The 19,160-nt window shown below is 69.0% G+C and carries 18 protein-coding genes; 7 read left to right on the plus strand and 11 right to left on the minus strand.

The features are described 5' to 3' along the window. Positions 1 to 23: 23 nt before the first annotated feature. Genes SBI67_RS08855 through SBI67_RS08865 form a run of 3 tightly spaced genes read left to right on the plus strand, consistent with a single transcriptional unit; the run spans position 24 to position 2,714 of the window. Positions 24 to 1,139, plus strand: coding sequence for a lysylphosphatidylglycerol synthase transmembrane domain-containing protein (locus SBI67_RS08855; RefSeq protein ID WP_318980184.1), 1,116 nt, complete (start codon positions 24 to 26; stop codon positions 1,137 to 1,139). Next, positions 1,139 to 2,359 carry a M23 family metallopeptidase gene (locus tag SBI67_RS08860; RefSeq protein WP_318980185.1) on the plus strand — a complete coding sequence of 407 codons (1,221 nt, stop codon included), beginning with the start codon at positions 1,139 to 1,141 and terminating at the stop codon, positions 2,357 to 2,359. The genes SBI67_RS08855 and SBI67_RS08860 overlap by 1 nt, the downstream gene beginning before the upstream one ends. Continuing rightward, a complete protein-coding gene (locus SBI67_RS08865; protein WP_266047580.1) occupies positions 2,346 to 2,714 on the plus strand; it encodes a DUF3054 domain-containing protein in 369 nt (122 codons plus the stop codon). The genes SBI67_RS08860 and SBI67_RS08865 overlap by 14 nt, the downstream gene beginning before the upstream one ends. Here the strand turns inward: SBI67_RS08865 and SBI67_RS08870 are convergent. The 4 genes from SBI67_RS08870 to SBI67_RS08885 form a co-directional block, all read right to left on the minus strand. Then, the gene (locus tag SBI67_RS08870) at positions 2,629 to 4,059 is read right to left on the minus strand and encodes a sensor histidine kinase (protein WP_318980186.1); all 1,431 of its coding nucleotides are present in this window, start codon (positions 4,057 to 4,059) and stop codon (positions 2,629 to 2,631) included. The two genes, SBI67_RS08865 and SBI67_RS08870, sit on opposite strands and share 86 nt — an antisense overlap. 3 nt (positions 4,060 to 4,062) lie before the next feature. Continuing rightward, complete coding sequence (locus SBI67_RS08875; RefSeq protein WP_266047579.1) at positions 4,063 to 4,740, minus strand: response regulator transcription factor; 678 nt, start codon at positions 4,738 to 4,740, stop codon at positions 4,063 to 4,065. Positions 4,741 to 4,790: 50 nt separating this feature from the next. Further along, positions 4,791 to 5,174 (minus strand): heme-binding protein, encoded by a 384-nt coding sequence (locus SBI67_RS08880; protein WP_318980187.1) that lies wholly within the window; start codon positions 5,172 to 5,174, stop codon positions 4,791 to 4,793. A 181-nt stretch (positions 5,175 to 5,355) separates the two neighbouring features. Then, positions 5,356 to 5,922, minus strand: a complete 567-nt coding sequence (locus SBI67_RS08885; RefSeq protein WP_318980490.1) for a hemophore — start codon at positions 5,920 to 5,922, stop codon at positions 5,356 to 5,358. Positions 5,923 to 6,285: 363 nt separating this feature from the next. On the opposite strand from SBI67_RS08885, the gene SBI67_RS08890 reads away from it, so the two are divergent. Both SBI67_RS08890 and SBI67_RS08895 read left to right on the plus strand, forming a co-directional pair. Further along, positions 6,286 to 9,234 (plus strand): MMPL family transporter, encoded by a 2,949-nt coding sequence (locus SBI67_RS08890; protein ID WP_318980188.1) that lies wholly within the window; start codon positions 6,286 to 6,288, stop codon positions 9,232 to 9,234. 2 nt (positions 9,235 to 9,236) lie between these two features. Continuing rightward, positions 9,237 to 9,713, plus strand: coding sequence for an XRE family transcriptional regulator (locus tag SBI67_RS08895; protein WP_266047478.1), 477 nt, complete (start codon positions 9,237 to 9,239; stop codon positions 9,711 to 9,713). On the opposite strand, the gene SBI67_RS08900 is transcribed toward SBI67_RS08895, so the two are convergent. Together SBI67_RS08900 and SBI67_RS08905 are read right to left on the minus strand one after the other, a co-directional pair. Beyond that, the gene (locus SBI67_RS08900; RefSeq protein ID WP_318980189.1) at positions 9,700 to 10,389 is read right to left on the minus strand and encodes a hypothetical protein; all 690 of its coding nucleotides are present in this window, start codon (positions 10,387 to 10,389) and stop codon (positions 9,700 to 9,702) included. The genes SBI67_RS08895 and SBI67_RS08900 overlap by 14 nt on opposite strands. Next, positions 10,386 to 10,964, minus strand: a complete 579-nt coding sequence (locus SBI67_RS08905) for a hypothetical protein (protein ID WP_318980190.1) — start codon at positions 10,962 to 10,964, stop codon at positions 10,386 to 10,388. The genes SBI67_RS08900 and SBI67_RS08905 overlap by 4 nt, the downstream gene beginning before the upstream one ends. Between SBI67_RS08905 and SBI67_RS08910 the strand changes: the two genes are divergently transcribed. Continuing rightward, a complete protein-coding gene (locus tag SBI67_RS08910) occupies positions 10,963 to 13,002 on the plus strand; it encodes a M13 family metallopeptidase (RefSeq protein ID WP_413232427.1) in 2,040 nt (679 codons plus the stop codon). The genes SBI67_RS08905 and SBI67_RS08910 overlap by 2 nt on opposite strands. Before the next feature lie 83 nt (positions 13,003 to 13,085). Here the strand turns inward: SBI67_RS08910 and SBI67_RS08915 are convergent, their stop codons facing one another. From SBI67_RS08915 to SBI67_RS08925, 3 genes are all read right to left on the minus strand, one after another. Continuing rightward, positions 13,086 to 14,147: a L,D-transpeptidase gene (locus SBI67_RS08915; protein ID WP_318980192.1), complete on the minus strand. Its 1,062-nt coding sequence runs from the start codon at positions 14,145 to 14,147 to the stop codon at positions 13,086 to 13,088. Positions 14,148 to 14,330: 183 nt separating this feature from the next. Continuing rightward, positions 14,331 to 14,633 carry a copper-sensing transcriptional repressor RicR gene (gene ricR / locus SBI67_RS08920; RefSeq protein WP_318980193.1) on the minus strand — a complete coding sequence of 101 codons (303 nt, stop codon included), beginning with the start codon at positions 14,631 to 14,633 and terminating at the stop codon, positions 14,331 to 14,333. Between the two features lie 3 nt (positions 14,634 to 14,636). Continuing rightward, on the minus strand, positions 14,637 to 15,209 hold the full coding sequence (locus SBI67_RS08925; protein WP_318980194.1) for a DUF305 domain-containing protein: 573 nt from the start codon (positions 15,207 to 15,209) through the stop codon (positions 14,637 to 14,639). A gap of 79 nt (positions 15,210 to 15,288) precedes the next feature. Here SBI67_RS08925 and ilvD point away from each other — a divergent pair, with 79 nt between their 5' ends. Then, on the plus strand, positions 15,289 to 17,001 hold the full coding sequence (gene ilvD, locus SBI67_RS08930; RefSeq protein WP_318980195.1) for a dihydroxy-acid dehydratase: 1,713 nt from the start codon (positions 15,289 to 15,291) through the stop codon (positions 16,999 to 17,001). Between the two features lie 68 nt (positions 17,002 to 17,069). Here the strand turns inward: ilvD and SBI67_RS08935 are convergent, their stop codons facing one another. Together SBI67_RS08935 and SBI67_RS08940 are read right to left on the minus strand one after the other, a co-directional pair. After that, complete coding sequence (locus SBI67_RS08935) at positions 17,070 to 17,816, minus strand: DAPG hydrolase family protein (RefSeq protein ID WP_318980196.1); 747 nt, start codon at positions 17,814 to 17,816, stop codon at positions 17,070 to 17,072. Position 17,817: 1 nt separating this feature from the next. Next, positions 17,818 to 19,158 carry an FAD-binding oxidoreductase gene (locus tag SBI67_RS08940; protein WP_318980197.1) on the minus strand — a complete coding sequence of 447 codons (1,341 nt, stop codon included), beginning with the start codon at positions 19,156 to 19,158 and terminating at the stop codon, positions 17,818 to 17,820. Between the last annotated feature and the right edge of the window lie 2 nt (positions 19,159 to 19,160).

A 19,160-nucleotide genomic window follows, 5' to 3' on the forward strand; every position in this document is an offset into this window, starting at 1 on the left:
CCTGGGCCGTTACCCTGAAAGGCGTGTCGCACGACGACGCGCCGACGAGCCGCGACCACGACGAGGCCCGCCCCCAGGACGGCCGCCCCCGCGGCAAGTACTGGTGGGTGCGCTGGGCCGTCATCGCGATCGCCGTCGTGGTGCTCACCGTCGAACTGGCCCTGGTCTGGGATCAGCTGGCCAAGGCGTGGAAGAGCCTGCTTTCGGCCGACTGGTGGTGGGTGCTGGCGGCGGTGGTCGCCGCGATGGCCTCGATGCACAGCTTCGCCCAGATCCAGCGCACGCTGTTGCGCTCGGCCGGGGTGCAGGTGCGGCAGTGGCGTTCGGAGGCGGCGTTCTACGCGGGCAACGCGTTGTCGACGACCCTGCCCGGCGGCCCGGTGCTCTCGGCCACCTTCGTCTACCGCCAGCAGCGCATCTGGGGCGCGTCGCCGGTGGTGGCGTCCTGGCAGCTGGTGATGTCCGGTGTGCTGCAGGTGGTCGGCCTGGCCCTGCTCGGACTGGGCGGAGCGTTCCTGCTGGGTGCCAGCAAGAACCCGCTGTCGTTGATCTTCACCCTTGGCGGATTCGTCGCCCTGCTGCTGTTGGCGCAGACGGTCGCGGCCAACCCGCAGCAGATCGACGGGATCGGGGTGCGGCTGCTGTCCTGGGTCAATTCGGTGCGCGGCCGCCCGGCCGACACCGGGCTGGCGAAGTGGCGCAGGATGCTCGCGCAGCTCGAGTCGGTGAGTTTGAGCCGCCGGGCGCTGAGCAACGCCTTCAGCTGGTCGATGTTCAACTGGATCGCCGACGTCGCGTGCCTGGCCTTCGCCGCCTACGCCGCCGGCGGTCACCCGTCGCTGGCCGGCCTGACGGTGGCCTACGCGGCAGCGCGCGCCGTCGGCTCCATCCCGCTGATGCCGGGTGGCCTGCTGGTGGTGGAGGCAGTTCTGGTTCCCGGCCTGGTCTCCAGCGGAATGACACTGGCCCAAGCGATTTCGGCCATGTTGATCTATCGCCTGGTCAGCTGGATCTTCATCTCGGCGATCGGGTGGGTGGTGTTCTTCTTCATGTTCCGCACCGAGGTGGACATCGACCCCGACGTCGAGCCGCTGACCATCACACCCGACGCCGACAACCCGCGGCGCCCGGAGTCCTGATGCGCGGAAGGCGTTCGGCAGCAGCACTTTTCAGCATCGTCGCGGTGACGGCCGGATGCGCGGGCACACCGGGTGAGGCCCCCGCTCCGGCCACCACGTCCACGTCACCCACTGCTGCAGGCAAGCCCGCGGCCACCCCGGTACTGGCCAGGGTGGTGGCCGCACCCGTCGCGGTCCCGGCCACCGACGGCCGCACCCATCTGGCCTACGAGCTGTTGTTGACCAACGTGCTGAATCAGGACGTCACGCTGCTGACGGTCACCGTGCGCGGCGGCGACGCATCGCTGCTGTCGTTGTCCGGTGCGCCGCTGGCACAGTGGACCCGGCTACTGGGGGAGGCCGGCACACCGACCACCACCATCGGTCCCGCCCAGACCGCCGCGGTCTGGCTGGACGCCACGGTGGCTCCCGGTAATGTGCCCGACCGGCTGGAGCACGCCGTCACGGTGGCGATCAGCCGGCCCGCTCCCCCGCTGTTGCCCGCGATCATGACCGAGACGGTGGCCGCGGTGCCGGTACAGACCCGCACCCCGGTGTCCATCGATCCCCCGCTGCGCGGGCCGAAATGGTTGGACGGCAACGGGTGTTGTGCGATGACCCCGCACCGGATGGCCCTCAACCCGCTCGACGGGCAACTGTGGGCCGCGGAGCGGTTCGCCATCGACTATGTACAGCTCGATCCGAGTTATCGGTTGCTCGCCGGCGCCCCCGGCAAGCTGACCAGCTACCGGTATTTCGGTGCCGACGTGCACGCCGTCGCCGACGGCCCGGTGGTGGCGGTACTCGACGGTCTGCCCGAGCAGACACCCGGCCAGACCCCCGCCGGACTGGCGCTGGACCAGTACGCGGGCAACCACGTCGTACAGGACCTCGGCGGCGGCAACTTTGCGCTGTACGCCCATCTGAAAACCGGAAGCGTGAAAGTCCAGCCGGGACAACGGCTCAAGGCTGGTGACGTGTTGGGAAACCTCGGCAACACCGGCAATTCGGATGCACCGCACCTGCACTTCCATGTGATGGACGGCCCCGACCCGCTGCGTTCGGACGGACTGCCGTTCGTGTTCCGGTCCTTCCGGTTGGACGCCCAGACCGCAAGCGTCGACGTCTTCGACACCCTCATCGCCGGCCGACCGGCCCCGCTGCGGCCAGGTGGTCAAGCCCGCGACGAATCGGGGGTCATGCCATTGGTTTCCGATGTGATGGACTATCCCGGTGAGTAAGCGCAATACCGTCCTGGCCGCCGCGGTCGCCGACGCGGTGGCCGTCGTCATCTTCTGTACCGTCGGGCGGCGCAGCCACGCCGAGGGGGTGACGCTGACCGGGGTCGCCGAGACCGCCTGGCCGTTCCTGACCGGCACCCTGGTCGGCTGGCTGATCGCCCGCGGCTGGCGGCGGCCCACCTCGATCACCCCGACCGGGCTGATCGTCTGGGTATGCACGGTGGCGGTCGGGATGCTGTTACGCAAGGCCACCTCGGCGGGTACCGCGTTCAGTTTTGTGGTGGTTGCAACCCTGACGACCGCCATCCTGCTACTCGGTTGGCGCGCCGCAGCCAAGGCTGCATCCCGGTCTTGACCGGGACGGTGGCATCGGGGTCCACCGGTGCCGATATCGCGATCGTCAGCGTGGCGCGCAGGCCGCCCAGCGGGCTGTCCGCCAGCACCAGTTCCCCGCCGTGCAGTTCGGCCTGCTGAGTCACCAGCGCCAGCCCCAGACCGGAGCCGCCGGGCGCGGCGGTGCTGCCGCGCGCGAACCGGCCCAGCACGATATCGCGTTCCGCCACGGGCACCCCCACCCCGTCGTCGTCGACGACGATGTCGATCGTGCTGGGACGCCGATGCCCGGACAGCACAACACGTTCGGCGCCGCCGTGGGTCGCGGCGTTACGCACCAGGTTGTCCACCGCCAGCCGCAGTCCACCAGGCCAGCCCCACACGGTGCCCAGGTCGTCGTCGGCCTCCACGCTGATGTCCACCGCGCGGCCGGCGCGCAGATTCTCCCGCGCCACCCGGTCCAGCAGATCGGTCACATCGATGGGCTCGCGGTCCTTGGCCTGGGCCAGCTGACCCGAGGCCAGCTGACCCAGCGCGGTGATGGTGGCCTCGACCCGCAGCTGGGCCCGCAGTAGGTCGGCGATCACCTCGTCGCGTTCCTCGGCGGGCAGGTCGTGGATCCGCAGGGTGTCCAGATCCGCCCGCATGGCGGTCAACGGGGTACGCAGCTCGTGGGCGGCATTCGCCGCGAAATCCTGGGCCGCCTGTAGCGAATTCGAGGTGGCCTGCTGAGCGGCGGCCAGCCGGTGCAGCATCCCTGCCATCGCTTCGGAGAGTTCCTCGGCCTCCCGCGCTCCGGTCACCGCGGGCATCTGTTCGGTGCCTCCGCTCAGCCGGCTGGTCTGTTCGGTGAGCCTGCGCAGCGGTCGCACGGCAGGCCCGGCCAACAACCAGCCCAGCCCACCGGCGACGATCACGGTGAACACCCCGACGGCGGTGTAGACCGGGATCCTGGCCCGGTTCAGCAGAATGCTGTCGGCCCGGATCCCGATGGATACCAACACATTTCCGGCCTGCTGAGTCATCCTGATGGTGCGCACCCGGTAGTCGACGCCGTTGACGGTGACGGTGACCGTGCCCGGCGGCAACGACGGCAGCTGGAAACCGCGCTGGAAGATCACCTGCCCGGTGGACATGGACCGCCCGGTGGTGAGCACCCCCCGTTTGGGGTCGGACAGCTGTTCAGGGAACATGCTGGCCTCGACGATCGAGTCGAGCCGCCGATCCAACTGCGCGTCGTCGTTACTGGCCAACACCACCGAGGTCAGGATGGTGAATCCGGCGACGACGGCCGCGGCTGCGACGGCGGAGGCCACCGCCACCCGGGTGCGCAGCGATGCCGACCGACCGAACCGGGACAGCCGCACGCGCTACGCCTCCTCCCGCAGAACGTAGCCGATACCGCGCACCGTGTGGATGACCCGCGGATGGCCGTCCCGCTCGAGCTTGCGCCGCAGATAGGAGACGAACACGTCGGCGACGTTGGTGTCGACGTCGAAGTCGTATCCCCACACCAACTCCAGCAAGCGCTGCCGCGACAGCACCACGCCGGCGTTCTCGGCAAGCGCGGCCAGCAGGTCGAACTCCCGTTTGGTCAGATCAGCCCGGTCGCCGTCGACGAAGACCAGCCGGCGTGCGGTATCGATGGTCAGCGGCCCCACCGACATGACGTCCGAGAGCCGCTCGGAGTGACCGGCGCGGCGCAGCAGGGCATGCAGCCGGGCCACCAGCTCACCGAGATCGAACGGTTTGGTCAGGTAGTCGTCGGCGCCGGCCTCCAGGCCGGCGATGCGGTCGTTGACCGTGTCGCGGGCCGACAGCACACAGATCGGGATGTCGTTGCCCAGTGCGCGCAGCGCCGTCACCACGGCCACCCCGTCGAGTTCGGGCATCTGCACATCCAGCACCAGGGCGTCGTGTGCCTCGGTGGCCAGTAGGCGCAGCGCCTCCTTGCCGTTGGCCGCGACCCGGACGTCGAACCCCGAATGCCGTAGCCCGCGGGCCACCGACGTTCGCACGTCCGGGTCGTCGTCGACCATCAGCACCATGCGACCGGTGCTTTCCGGAGAAGAGGAGTCTGGCGTGCCCGGCACGCTACCTACGGTATGGCAGGCGCAGGCGCGGCGCCGCAGCGGTTCTTCAGATCCACCAGCGGCTGCCGGATACCCGTCAGCTCCGCCTTCGTCTGCGGGTTCTTGTCGAGGTAGTCGGCCACCTGCTTGCGGACCTCATCGCGGGGCAGACCCTCGAGGCTGGTGAAGAACCAGTTCACGTCGGGATGGGTGAACAGGTATGCGGACGTCGCCGCGGAGACACCGGACGCCACACCGGCCAGATCGGCCGCGGTGCAGTTGGGGGGGTTGTTGGCCGGGTCGTCGGCAAGTGCCGAGGGGATGGCACCGAACAACATCGCGCCGGCGAGTGCGCCGGTGCCCACCGCGCCAGCAACCGCACGCCGCGCAGCACGAGCCGAGAGCATCATGGTCAAGCTCCTTACCGAATTCATCCAGGTTCACCAGGCCGGTAACCACGGGCGGTTATCGACACCAAGAAGCTAAGCAGAATCCCCATGGACTTTCGCGGCTTGCTGACAACGAATCCTCAGAAACCTGAAATATGCAGGTTGCGCGGCGTGCCGAGGAGGCTCGGCAGGCCTGTTCGGGCTACCGCGGGGTGACCGTGGCCGGCCCGGGCAGCGGCCCGGTGGCGGTGACACCCGCCGCGCCGGGGGCGGTGGCCGCCGTTGCGCCGGTGCCCGAGGTGCTCGCGGCGCCCAGCGACTGGGCCGGGGCGAGGGCGGCCGGCAAACCTGCCCCTTGGTTCTGCGCGGCCTGCATCAACCCCAGCAGCTGGGGCAGCGTGATCGGCAGCCGGCATTGCGTGGACAGCGACACGAGGGGCTGCTGCAACTGCTGCATGTCCTTACCGGCCTGCGGGTTGGCGTCGAAGTACGACTTCGTCGCGGCCAGCGACTGCGCCCCGGCGGGCATCTGCGCGATCGTCGTCAGCGCCTGGTTGGTCTCCGGGTGCGCATCCAGATAGCTGCCGGTGGAGGTCGCCACCGAGCCGATCGTCTTGGCGATCTGGCTGGCGGCGCAGGGGTCGGTGGCCCCGCTGGCCGTCGGGGTGGCGGCCGGGGTGAGCAATCCTGCCGCCAGCACACCGCCGAATGCACTCACAGCGAATGTCCCGAACAGGGCACGGCGCACCGAGCGCGGGGCATTGGACATGGTCGACATGGGTCACTCCTTCACCGGGACGGAGGCAGTACCGGTCGGCACACCGTTGTGACCGGCACCTACACCTTCGTTGTGGCCGCGTGTAGCGGCTTGTGGAAACCCCGACCCGCAAACAGCGTTGTCCATGATGCCATCCCCACCGGGGCCGGGGAAATCGACGCAGCAAACTTCCAGCTCAGGCAGCGCCTGATCGTGCGGCGGGGACCGGCGGCCGGAGCCAGGCGCACGGGCGTGCGCCCGCCCATCTGCCAGGGCGAGACGGTTCACGGCAGGTCAGGACACAGCCGGCTGCGGTAGGCTCCGGGCTTACCAGCCGAGCGGGGAGAGAGGCGGAGGCTCGCCATCCAGCAGTTCATGATGCGCTTGAGCGGCGGCCTGCGCAGGCATCGCTGGGCAGTGTTCGTCGCGTGGCTGCTGCTGCTCGCGCCCTCGGTCTACCTCGCGATGAGCCAGTCGGACAACCTCACCGGCGGCGGCTTCGAGGTGTCCGGCTCCCAGTCGCTGTACGTCCAGCGCCAGCTCGAGCAGCAGTTTCCCGAGCAGGGGGCGTCGCCGCTGGCGCTCGTCGCCGTGCCGAGGGCGGACGCGTCGTTCGAGGATATGAACGCCGCCGTGGCCGAGCTGGAGCGCATCGCCGGTGAGGTACCCGGGGTGAAGGTCGCCCCGCCCGTCCCGAATCCCGCCGGCGGTCCGCAACAACGCCCGCCCGCCCCGGACCGGCCGTACGTCGTCACCCTGCAACTGGACTTCCACAACAGCGGCGCCGTCGATATCGCCAAGCAGTTGCGTGCCAAGGTCGGCATCGAGGGCGACCAGGCCGGCCAGACCCGGGACGGCAAGGTTCGGCTGTACGTCATCGGCCAAGGAGCGCTGGGCGCGGCCGCCCAGACCGCCACCAAGCACGACATCGCCCAGGCCGAGCAGTGGAACCTGCCGGTGGTGCTGATCGTGCTGCTGGCGGTGTTCGGGTCGTTGGCGGCCGCGGCGATGCCGATGCTGCTGGCGGTGTGCACCGTCGTGGTGACCATGGGTGTGGTCTTCCTGCTGTCGACGGTGACGACGATGTCGGTGTTCGTGACGTCGACGGTGTCGATGTTCGGTATCGCGCTGGCGGTCGACTACTCGCTGTTCATCCTGATGCGATTCCGGGAGGAGCTGCGGTCCGGCCGGGATCCGGCCCAGGCCACCGATGCCGCGATGGCCACCTCCGGGCTGGCGGTGGTGTTGTCCGGGCTCACCGTGATCGCCTCGGTGACGGGCATCTACCTGATCAACACCCCGATCCTGCGGTCGATGGCCACCGGCGCCATCCTCGCGGTGGCCATCGCGGTACTCACCTCGACGACACTCACGCCCGCGGTCCTGGCCACCTTCGGCCGGGCGGCGGCCAAACGGTCGGCGCTGCTGCACTGGTCGCGACGACCGGTCACCACGCAGTCGCGGTTCTGGACCCGGTGGACCGGCTGGGTCATGCACCGACCGTGGCTGTCGGCCCTGCTGGCCTCGCTGCTGCTGCTCGCCATGGCCGCACCCGTGTTCGCGATGTCACTGGGCAACAGCATGCTGCGCCAGTTCGACCCGAGTCACGAGATCCGGGGCGGCGTGAACGCCGCGGCCGAGGCGCTCGGCCCCGGCGCGCTGGGACCGGTACGCATCATGGTGGGCTTCCCGAACGGGAACGCCGACAGCACGCAGGTGGCACCGGTACTCGAGTCCATCCGCACCCGGATCTCCCAGGCCCCCGACGTGGCCTCGGTTTCGCCGCCGGTGTTCGGCAAGGACAACCGCAGCGCGCTGTTCTCGGCGGTGCTGTCGGTCGACCCGGAGGATCTGGGCGCCCGTAAGACGGTGGACTGGCTGCGCGCCGAACTGCCGAAACTGCCGACCGACGGCGCGCGGATCGACGTCGGCGGCCCGACCGCGCTGATCAAGGACTTCGACGACCGGGTCTCGGCCATGCAGCCGTGGGTCTTCCTGTTCGTCTGCGTCATCGCGTTCGTGATGCTGCTGATCTCGATCCGGTCGGTGTTCCTGGCCCTCAAGGGCGTGCTGATGACGGTGCTGTCGGTGGCGGCGGCCTACGGCAGTCTGGTGGTGGTCTTCGAATGGGGCTGGCTGGAGGACCTCGGGTTCGCCCCGCTGGCGTCCCTGGACAGCACCGTCCCGCCACTGGTGCTGGCCATGACCTTCGGCCTGTCGATGGACTACGAGATTTTTCTGCTCACCCGGATTCGGGAACGGTTCCTGCAGACCAACAACACCCGCGACGCGGTCGCCTACGGCGTGAGCACCAGCGCCCGCACGATCACCAGCGCGGCGCTGATCATGATCGCGGTCTTCATCGGTTTCGCGTTCGCGGGGATGCCCCTGGTCGCGCAGATCGGGGTGGCGTGTGCGACGGCGATCGCGGTCGACGCCACCGTGGTCCGTCTGGTCCTGGTACCGGCGCTGATGGCGATGTTCGACCAGTGGAACTGGTGGCTGCCGCGCTGGCTGGACCGCATCCTGCCGTCGGTGGATTTCGAGAAGCCGCTGCCCAAGATCGATATCGGCGATCTGGTCCTCATTCCCGACGACATCTCCGGCCTGGTCACCCCCGGCGCCGATCTGCGGGTGGTGATGAAATCGTCGGCCAAGCTCAAAACCCTTGCGCCGCAGTCGATCATCGTCGCCGATCCACTGGTGTTCAGCGGGTGCCGGCCCCGTGTCACGCAGCTCGCCGACGCGACGGCAGGCGCTCGCCGGTTCGCCGGGGTCGGATCGGGCCGCGGGGGCGGAGCTGCGGGCAGCATGACGGCCGGGCCCACGGCACGACTGTCCACGGGGTCCAAGCCGGTGCATCCGGTCACCATGTGGCGGGGACGGCTGGCGGTGGCGCTGGACGCGCTGGACACAGCGGCGTCGGACAACTCGACGGTGGAACGCAGCAGTCCGATGGAAACCACCAACGTGGCGCTGCCGACCGGGGACCGGCTGCTGATCCCGACCGGGGCGGAAACCCTGCGGCTGGCGGGCTACCTCGTCCTGACCCGCAACCACGCCCGCGACTACGCCGATCTGGCCCGCTGGGCCGAATCGATGGAAACCGAGACCGCGGCCGAGGTCCTGACCGGGATGGACCGGTATTACTGTGGAACACGCTCGCGGTCGCAGTGGGTGGCCTCCCAACTGATCAGGCGGTTGGCCGACCCGCGCCCGGAGGACGACCCGGCCGAGGCGCTGTCGTCGACCGACATCGATTGGGCCACGGTCCGCAAGCGCTGCTTGTCCGTCGCCGTGGCGATGCTTGAGGAAACGAGGTGAGGGTGGCCGCGAAGCCCGCGCAGACCTCGGTGCCCTCCGGGGACCGGCCGGTCGAGTTCTGGCCGACGTCGGCGATCCGCGCGGCCCTGGACAACGACGACCTGTCGGTGTGGCAGCGCATCGCGACCGCCATCAAGCGCGACCCGTTCGGCCGGACCGCCCGTCAGGTCGAAGAGGTGCTCGAAACCGCCCAGCCCTACGGTGTTTCAGCGGCGCTGGCCGAGGTGTTGGACAAGGCGCGGGCACATCTGGAGGCCACCGAACGCGCCGAGGTGACCCACCACGTCCGGCTGCTGCTGGAACGCTCCGGCCTGAAACCGCACGAGTTCGCCTCCCGGGTCGGGGTGCCGCTGGACGAATTCACCGGCTGGCTCGACGGCGCCGACTGCCCGTCGGCGTCGATGATGGTCCGGATGCGCCGGCTGTCGGACCGGTTCGCCAAGATCCGCGCGCAGCGCGACGCCGCTAACGGGCGTTGATCGGCGTCACGTCGGCCACCAGCCACTTGTCGCCCTCTTTGGTCAGCAGGACCCGCAGGGCCAGCACCGCCACGTCGGCCGGTTTGCCTGGCGCGTTCTGGGTGCCACGCAACACCACGGCCACGCTGGCATCGGTCGGGCCGATGGCCTCCACGCCGGCCGAGATGGTCTGCGCCTGACCCGAGACGTTGCGACTCGTCAAATCCTTTGCCACCGAACCGAATTCGGCTCGATAGGAGTCGGCCCGGTCCGGTGTCATCAGTGCGGTCGCCCGGTCGATGGACGCATTCGGGCTGCTGGGCGTGAACGTCGCGGATGCCTCGGCGACACTGCTGGCGATGCCGACCACCTCGGCGCTGTCGTTGTGCAGGTCGCGCTCGGGCACCGTCCAGCTGGTGTAGCCGACGACGACCGCCGCGCCCAGCGTGAGGGCCGCGCCGGCAGCGACGGCCAGCCGCAGTGCGGGCCCGTCGTCGTCGGTGCCCAACGTGACACGGTCGCGGCGGAACAGCACCGCGTTGATCACCACGCCCTCGAAGATCAGCACGCACAGCACCGAACACACCGACACCCACCACAGCGGCCAGGCCAGCGCGGCGCCGATGTACACCAGCGCGACGATTGCGGCCACGGGCGCCAGGACGTCGAAGAGCAGAACGCGCAGCCGATTACTCATCGGATCGCCTCCAGCCGCGAGATCAGCAGCTTGCCGTCCACATCGGAGACACCGAGGCGCAGATTCCAGCGCACCGTCTGGGGTTTGCCACCGGCGTTCTGGCTGACCGAGGTCGCGACCACCAGCACGGTGTCGGTGCGCGACGCCACCGCCGCCAACTCGGGCTGATCGGCCGGCGGCTTGTCCCCATCCCCGGACTGGTGCCGCAGCGACTCCAGGGACACCGATTCCACCTGACCGACGGTCTGGGCCTGCAGCTTGGCCACGATCGCCTTGAACGGCTCGACCGTCTGGTCGAACTCCACGTTGAGCTGCCCGACGGTGCCGTCGCGCAGCTTCTGCAGATTGCCCGCGACGTTGTCCTTGTTCATGTTGACCAGCCCGCCGGTCCACTCCGCGGCGGTCTGCAGCACGCGGGTGCGGTAGGCCAGGTCACCGGCCTCGTCCCGGTGTCCCGACCAGATCATCGCGGCCAGCACCGCGGCCGCGACAGCCACCACGGCCAGCACCGCCGAGGCGATGCCGTAGCGACTGAGGGCCGGCGCAGGCGGCTCTTCGGTGAGCTGATCTGGCATGGCCGTGAGGCTACCCGGCCCGTTGCTGAGGCCGCTGCCGACGGTCTTCTGGCAGGATGCGAGAGTGAGTTCAACTATTGCTTCCGGTATCGACCTCACCTTCGTCGACGCCGAGGTCCGCCCCCAGGACGACCTGTTCGGACATGTCAACGGGCGTTGGCTGGCCGACTACGAGATCCCCGCCGACCGTGCCACCGACGGCGCCTTCCGCACCCTGGCCGACCGCGCCGAAGAGCAGGTGCGTGACCTGATCACCGAGGCCGCCGAGTCCGGCGGGGCCGACGGGGCCGGCGATGCCCAACGCATCGGTGACCTCTACGCCAGCTTCATGGACACCGACACGGTGGCCCGCCGTGGGCTGGCTCCCCTGCTCGAGGAGCTGGCCGTCATCGATGCCGCCGCCGACGCGGACGCGCTGGCCGTGGTGCTGGCCGGATTGCAGCGCACCGGGGTCAGCGGTGGCACCGGTGTCTACGTCGACACCGATTCCAAGGATTCGACGCGGTACCTGCTGCATCTGTCGCAGTCCGGGCTCGGCCTGCCCGACGAGTCCTACTATCGGGATCCGCAGCACGCCGCGATCCTGGCGGCCTACCCCGAACACATCGCGCGGATGCTGACCCTGGTGCACGGGGGCGAGGGCGACCACGCCGACACCGCCGCCCGCATCGTGGCGCTGGAGACCAAACTGGCCGCCGCGCACTGGGATGTGGTCAAACGCCGCGACGCGGACCTGACCTACAACCTGCGCACCTTCGCCGAATTGCCGGGGGAGGCACCGGGATTCGACTGGTCGGGCTGGGTGGGCGCGCTGGGCGCCGCACCGGCCCAGGTGGTGGTGCGCCAGCCGGATTACCTGACCGCGTTCGCCGCGCTGTGGGCGGGCGAGCCGCTGGAGGACTGGAAGGCCTGGCTGCGTTGGCGCGTCATCAGCTCGCGTGCGTCGCTGCTGACCGACGACCTGGTGGCCGAGAACTTCGATTTCTACGGACGCACCCTGTCGGGCACCGAGGCCATTCGCGACCGGTGGAAGCGCGGTGTGGCCCTGGTGGAGAACCTGATGGGTGACGCCGTCGGAAAGCTGTACGTGCAGAAGCACTTTCCGCCGGCCGCCAAGGCACGCATGGACGAGTTGGTGGCCAACCTGCGGGAGGCCTACCGGGTCAGCATCACCAACCTGGACTGGATGACCCCGGAGACCCGCCAGCGCGCCCTGGCCAAGCTGGACAAGTTCACCCCGAAGATCGGCTACCCGGCCCGCTGGCGCGACTACTCGGCGCTGGTGATCGACCGGGCCGACCTGTACGGCAACTACCAGCGTGGCTACGCCGTCGAATACGACCGCGAATTGGCCAAGCTGGGCGGTCCCGTGGACCGGGACGAGTGGTTCATGACCCCGCAGACGGTGAACGCCTACTACAACCCCGGCATGAACGAGATCGTGTTCCCCGCGGCCATCCTGCAGCCGCCGTTCTTCGATGCCGAAGCCGACGACGCCGCGAACTACGGCGGGATCGGCGCGGTCATCGGGCACGAGATCGGGCACGGTTTCGACGATCAGGGCGCCAAGTACGACGGTGACGGCAACCTGGTGGACTGGTGGACCGATGCCGACCGGGCCGAGTTCGGCCTGCGCACAAAGACGTTGATCGAGCAGTACGAGGCATTCACGCCCCGCGCGCTGGACCGGCGTCATCATGTCAACGGGGCGTTCACCGTCGGTGAGAACATCGGCGATCTGGGTGGGCTGTCCATCGCCTTGCTGGCCTATGAGCTGTCCCTGGAGGGTAAGCAAGCTCCGGTGATCGACGGCCTGACCGGAGTGCAGCGGGTGCTGTTCGGCTGGGCGCAGGTGTGGCGCACGAAATCCCGTGAGGCCGAGGCGATCCGCCGGCTGGCCACCGACCCGCACTCACCGCCGGAATTCCGCTGCAACGGCGTGGTGCGCAATATCGACGCGTTCTATGACGCGTTCGAGGTGACCGAGTCCGACGAGTTGTACCTGGATCCGGATCAGCGCGTGCGCATCTGGAACTAGTCACCCTGTGAAACACAGACTCCCCGTAGTTCCGCACCGGAACTACGGGGAGTCTTGTGTCTGGCCCAGAACAGGGTCTGGGGCTAGAACATCTGCCAGTCCGACGCCCCGTCGGGCGCGTTGTAGGTGCCCTTGGAGTTCTTCACCACGACGGCGTCGCCGCTGCCGAAGTTGTCGTAGAACCACTGGGCGTTGGCCGGGCTGAGGTTGATGCAGCCGTGGCTGACGTTGCGCTTGCCCTGGTCGCCCACCGACCACGGCGCGCTGTGCACGAAGATGCCGCTGTTGTCGATGCGCACCGCGTCTTGCACCTTGAGCTTGTACCCCTCGGCGGAATCGACCGGCACACCGTAGGTGGACGAGTCCATGATGATGTCCGGGAACTTCTCCAGCACGTAGTAGGTGCCGTTCTTGGTCTCGTGCTTGCCGTCGGGCCGGCCCATCGACACCGGGAACGTCTTCTCCACCTTGCCGTTGCGGGTCACCGTCATGGTGTGGGTGGTGTCGTCGACGGTCGCGATCAGCTGCTCGGGCACCCGGAAGCTGGACTTGGTGCCACCGGCGTCGATGTTTACCACGGTGCCTGCCGGCCAGAAGGCCAGCGGGCGCCAGCGCAGCTGGGTGTCAGTCGTCCAGTAGAACCGGCCCGGCACCGGCGGTACCGACGAGATGTGCACCGCGTCCTGGGCCAACTGCCGGTTGGCGATCGGCCGGGCGAAGTTGATGTAGATCGGCTTGGCAGCACCGGCGATCGCCCCGTTGGTCGGGTTGAATGACGGCGGCGCGAACACCGGTTCGCCGGTGTACGGCAGCGGGTTCTGCCCGGCCGGGGTGCCCTCGGGGATGACCGCCGGCGGGGCGAACGGGTTGAACGGCTGCGGCGGGGCAGCCAGCGGATCGGCCGGCGGCGGGTCCAGCGGATCACCGGGTGGCGGTGGCGGCGGTGCGAACGGATCCGCCGGCGGTGGGAAGGCGAACGGGTCCGGCGGGGGCGGCGGTGCCGGCGCGGGCGGCGCGTCGACGACTCCCGGATCGGGGGCGACCTCGGGATCGGCCCAGGCAGCCGGGCTGCCGATCGTGCATCCAGCGACCACTCCGGCCGCGAGAATCGCGCTGGCGAGTCTGCGCCCCGTCCGCTGCGACATCCGTCACCTCCAGTACATTTCTGCAGTCCAGTCTGGCACAGCGGCGAACCCCCATTAACCCTGGCGAGGCCGGGCAGACCCCTCATCGCCGCCCGACCGACGCCACTGACCTGGTATTTGATCGTGGCCGGGGCCCGCGCCGTTACACGCCGAGTTTGTTTGCAGCGGCCGGTAAGGGCGGATTCAGGACCGAACCAGGCGGGCGATGGCCGCCGACGCCTCGGCCAGTTTGGCGTCGGCCTCCTGGCCCCCCTCGGCCACCGCCTGGGTGACACAGTGCCCCAGATGCTCGTCGAGCAGACCCAGCGCCACGGACTGCAGGGCGCTGTTGACCGCGCTGATCTGGGTGAGGATGTCGATGCAGTACTTGTCGTCCTCGATCATCCTGGCGATCCCCCGGACCTGGCCTTCGATGCGCCGCAGCCGCTTGGCGTAGTTCTCTTTCTGCGGCGAATAGCCGTGTTCGCCGGCGTTCGAATCGTCCATGCCTCACCCCACCATCTGCTGCATCTGTTGCAACTGCGCCTGACGCGTGGTCAGGACCGATTTGGCCAGCGTTTTCGCGTCGCTGTTCTGCCCGCCGCCGATCTCCGCCTCGGCCAGGCCGATCGTGCCGCGGTGCAGGCTCGTCATCGACTGCAACCACAGTGTGTCGAACTGCGGTCCCCGCAGCGACTCCAGCCGGGTCAGGATGGCCGGGTCCAGCGCACCCGGCGTCGCGGCGCCGGGTGCGGCCGGCGGGCTCGCGCCGCCGCTCCACTGCACCATCAGCGCCTTGATGGTGTCGCTCTCGCCCTGTTGACCGGCGGCGATGGTGTCGGCGAGGGTGACGAGCGCGGGGTTGGCCGCGCGTTCCTTGGCCAGGCCGGCCAGTCCGATGCCCTGCTGCAGCAGCTGCAGCAGGGCGGCACCGAATGCGCTGTCCTGCGCATTGCTGCCCGCGGGTGCGTCGGTGATCACCGGAGCGGAACTGGACGCGGGCCGCGCCGGCTCGGATCCCGCCGAGCAACCCGCCAGCAGCAGGGCACCGCCGAGCAGGGTTACCGACACCAGAACACGCACTCCACCAGCGTACCGGGTACCCCTGCGGGGTATGCGATTGTGGTTTGGGCCGGTAACGACCCGAAGGCATACTTACGCAATGCCCTCTGACGCTCCTTCCGGTTCCCCCGACATCAAGCCCCGCAGCCGCGACGTCACCGACGGCCTGGAGAAGACGGCCGCCCGCGGCATGTTGCGCGCGGTCGGGATGGGCGACGACGACTGGGCCAAGCCGCAGATCGGCGTCGGCTCGTCGTGGAACGAGATCACCCCCTGCAACATGTCGTTGCAGCGGCTGGCGCAGGCGGTCAAGTCCGGCGTGCACGGCGCCGGCGGCTACCCGTTGGAGTTCGGCACCATCTCGGTGTCCGACGGCATCTCCATGGGGCACGAGGGCATGCACTTCTCGCTGGTGTCGCGAGAGGTCATCGCCGACAGCGTCGAGACCGTCGTGCAGGCCGAGCGCCTCGACGGCACGGTGCTGCTCGCCGGCTGCGACAAGTCGATTCCGGGCATGCTGATGGCCGCGGCCCGGCTGAATCTTGCCAGCGTGTTCTTCTACAACGGCTCGATCATGCCCGGCGTCGCCAAGCTGACCGACGGTACCGAGAAGGAAGTCACCATCATCGACGCCTTCGAGGCGGTCGGGGCCTGCGCACGCGGGCTGATGTCCCGCGAGGATGTCGACATCATCGAACGCGCGATCTGTCCGGGCGAGGGTGCCTGTGGCGGCATGTACACCGCCAACACCATGGCCTCCGCCGCCGAGGCACTCGGTATGTCGTTGCCAGGCAGCGCCTCCCCCGTCGCCATCGACAAGCGGCGCGACGAGTTCGCCCGCCGCTCCGGTGAGGCCGTCGTCGAGATGTTGCGCCGCGGCATCACCGCCCGCGACATCTTGACCAAGGAGGCGTTCGAGAACGCGATCGCCGTGGTGATGGCGTTCGGCGGCTCCACCAACGCGGTGCTGCACCTGCTGGCCATCGCCTGGGAGGCCCAGGTCGACCTGACCCTGGCGGATTTCACACGCATCGGCCAGAAGGTGCCGCACCTGGCCGACGTGAAGCCGTTCGGCCGGCACGTGATGAAGGACGTCGACGAGATCGGCGGGGTGCCCGTGGTGATGAAGGCGCTGCTGGATGCCGGCCTGCTGCACGGGGATTGCCTGACGATCACCGGTAAGACCATGGCGGAGAACCTCGCCCACATCGAGCCACCGGATCCGGATGGCAAGGTGCTGCGCGCGATGGGCAACCCGATCCATCCGACCGGTGGTATCACCATCCTGCACGGCTCGCTCGCCCCGGAGGGCGCGGTGGTGAAGTCCGCCGGGTTCGACTCCGACGTGTTCGAGGGCACGGCAAGGGTTTTCGAGCGGGAGCGGGCCGCGCTGGACGCGCTCGAGGACGGCACCATCACGCATGGTGACGTCGTGGTCATCCGCTACGAGGGCCCCAAGGGCGGCCCGGGCATGCGCGAGATGCTCGCGATCACCGGCGCCATCAAGGGCGCCGGCCTTGGCAAGGATGTGCTGCTGATGACCGACGGTCGGTTCTCCGGCGGCACGACGGGTCTGTGCGTCGGGCATATCGCCCCCGAGGCCGTCGACGGCGGGCCGATCGCCTTCGTCCGCGACGGTGACCGGATCCGGCTCGACGTGGCCAACGGCACGCTGGACGTGCTGGTCGACGAGGCCGAATTCGAGGCCCGCAAAGCCGGTTTCGAGCCGCTGCCGCCGGTGTACAAGACCGGTGTGCTGGCCAAGTACACCAAGTTGGTCGGCTCGGCCGCCACCGGCGCCGTCTGCACCTGATTCACGCGAGCGTGCGCGCCTGCACAGCGACGCGCCGCAAACCGTGGCATTTCGCGCACGCTCGTGGGCTATCCACACCGCGCGTGGAGCTCGGGCAGAAAGCCGGCCAGATGGTTCATCTCCTGCGCACAGTGCACCAGCAGGTCCCGCGGATCGGGTAGCCGACGGGCGGCTACCGGCCGCAATGCCCGGTCGGCAGGTGACGGTGCGGCGCGTAACGCCACGTGCCGTCCGCCCATCCAGAACCGGGAGCGCATCTCCGCGCCATCGGCCGTCGGCCGCACCTGGTGCACCAGCCAGCCGATGTCCACCGGTAGGTCGGGCGAGCCCAGCCGCGCGGTGATCGCCACGCCGGCATGCCCGAGCACCGACGGCTCCACGAATTGGATGGCAGCCGAAGTCAATTGCGATCCGAGGTACTCATGGACCACTGAGGTGCGTCCGACGAATGCCTGCTCGTCACGGCCATCGCGCCAGCGTGCCGAGACGTGGGCCCGCGGATGCCACAGCTTGTAACGCCGCGAATCGCAGCCGTGCCAGCCGAACCACCATTGCCACATCTGCGGCGTCACACCGGGCATATCGGTGCGCACCGCCACCGTGAAACCACCGTCTGCCAGCGAGCCGTAACCGTTTTCGGTCTGCTGGTAACCCTGCTCTGCCAGCCGGTCCTCGAAGTCGGGCAGCACGGGCCCCGCCTGCGGCCCGTGCTCCAGGGCCTGCACGACATGGCGGGGCAGCGGCGCCATCTCCTCCCGGAAGAACGACCCGAAGTCCGTATCGGCGTCGTCGCCGCGGTAACCCAGATAGCTCATCTCAGACCCGCCCCATCCAGCTGTGGAACCGGCCGTGCGGATCATATTGCGCGCGAACGGCATCAAGACGCGCCATGCTGGCATCGGTGGCGAACCTGGCCGGCCGTTGCCCCAGGTTCTCGTCGGCCAGTTGCACACCGGTGGCCAGGGGCGCCATCTCCGCCATGTTCGTGCGCGCCCAGTCGCCGTACCGCGCGTCGTCGGCCGGATCGGACCAGGCGGTGTACAACGCCAGATAGATCTCGTCCTCCAGGCTGTACGCCATGTCCTGGCGCGCCGGTGACGGACCCCAGTTCAGCCACAGGAAGTGCGACGGGTGCGGTGGCATGGTCTCGATGATCCGGCGGACGCCCGGGAGCAGATCCGCAGCCGGGGCCGATGTCCACATGTTGTCGGTGGCGTAGCGGTACCCGGATGGATAGTTGCTCATCACCGCGTCGAACCAGCTGGGCAGGTCCGCGGGGGCGAACGGCACGGCGATCAGGGCGTCTGCGCGCGCCGGGCAGGTATCGAGAAGTGCCAGTGCGGCTTTGGCTTGATCCTCGGTGTCGGCGAACACCGGTGAGGCCAGCACGATCCCCGGAGTGCGCAGACCGACGCCGGGAATCTCGGTCGAGGTGACGATCTGCAGCTCCACCCGGCGGTCCACTTCGGCGCTGATCTCGCGCGCCCAGCCGAACACCGCGTCCGCCGACTCGATGGGGTACACGTACAGACTACTGCCGCATACCGGCGGCTTGGGGTACAGCCGCAGATGGAAGGCGGTCACCACGCCGAAGAATCCTGGACCGGAACCCCTTGCCGCCCAGTACAGCTCGGGGTGATGCTCGCTGTCGCAGTACACCTGCGCCCCGTCGGCGGTCACCACGTCCAGGCCAAGGACACTCTCGCACGCCGGCCCCAGCACCCGGCTGTTCCAACCGTAGCCGCCCTGCAGCAAATAACCGCCGATCGCCACCCCGCGGCAATGCCCGGCGGGGAAGAACAATCCCTGCTCGGCCAGTTCGACGGCCAGTGAACTGCCCCCTTTCCCGGGACCGACGACGGCCGTCATGGCTTGCCTGTCGATGGTGCACGAGTCGAGCCGGCTGACGTCGAGGAGCAATCCGCCGTCGCGTACATGGTTGGCCGCCCAGCTGTGGCCGCCCGACCGGATCCCGATCGTGAGGTCGCGCTCGGCGGCGTGCCGGACCGCTGCCACGACATCGCCGACGTCGGCGGCTTGCACGATGAGGTCCGGAAAGCGCTGCGGAAGGCGCGCATTCCACACCGTCGCTCGCCGGGCGGCTTCGTAGCCGTCAGTACCTCGGACAAAACTCCGCGCTGTATCGAGAGCACCCACGG

Source organism: Mycolicibacterium chengduense, from assembly GCF_033741155.1.
In the GTDB taxonomy this organism is placed as follows: Bacteria; Actinomycetota; Actinomycetes; order Mycobacteriales; family Mycobacteriaceae; genus Mycobacterium.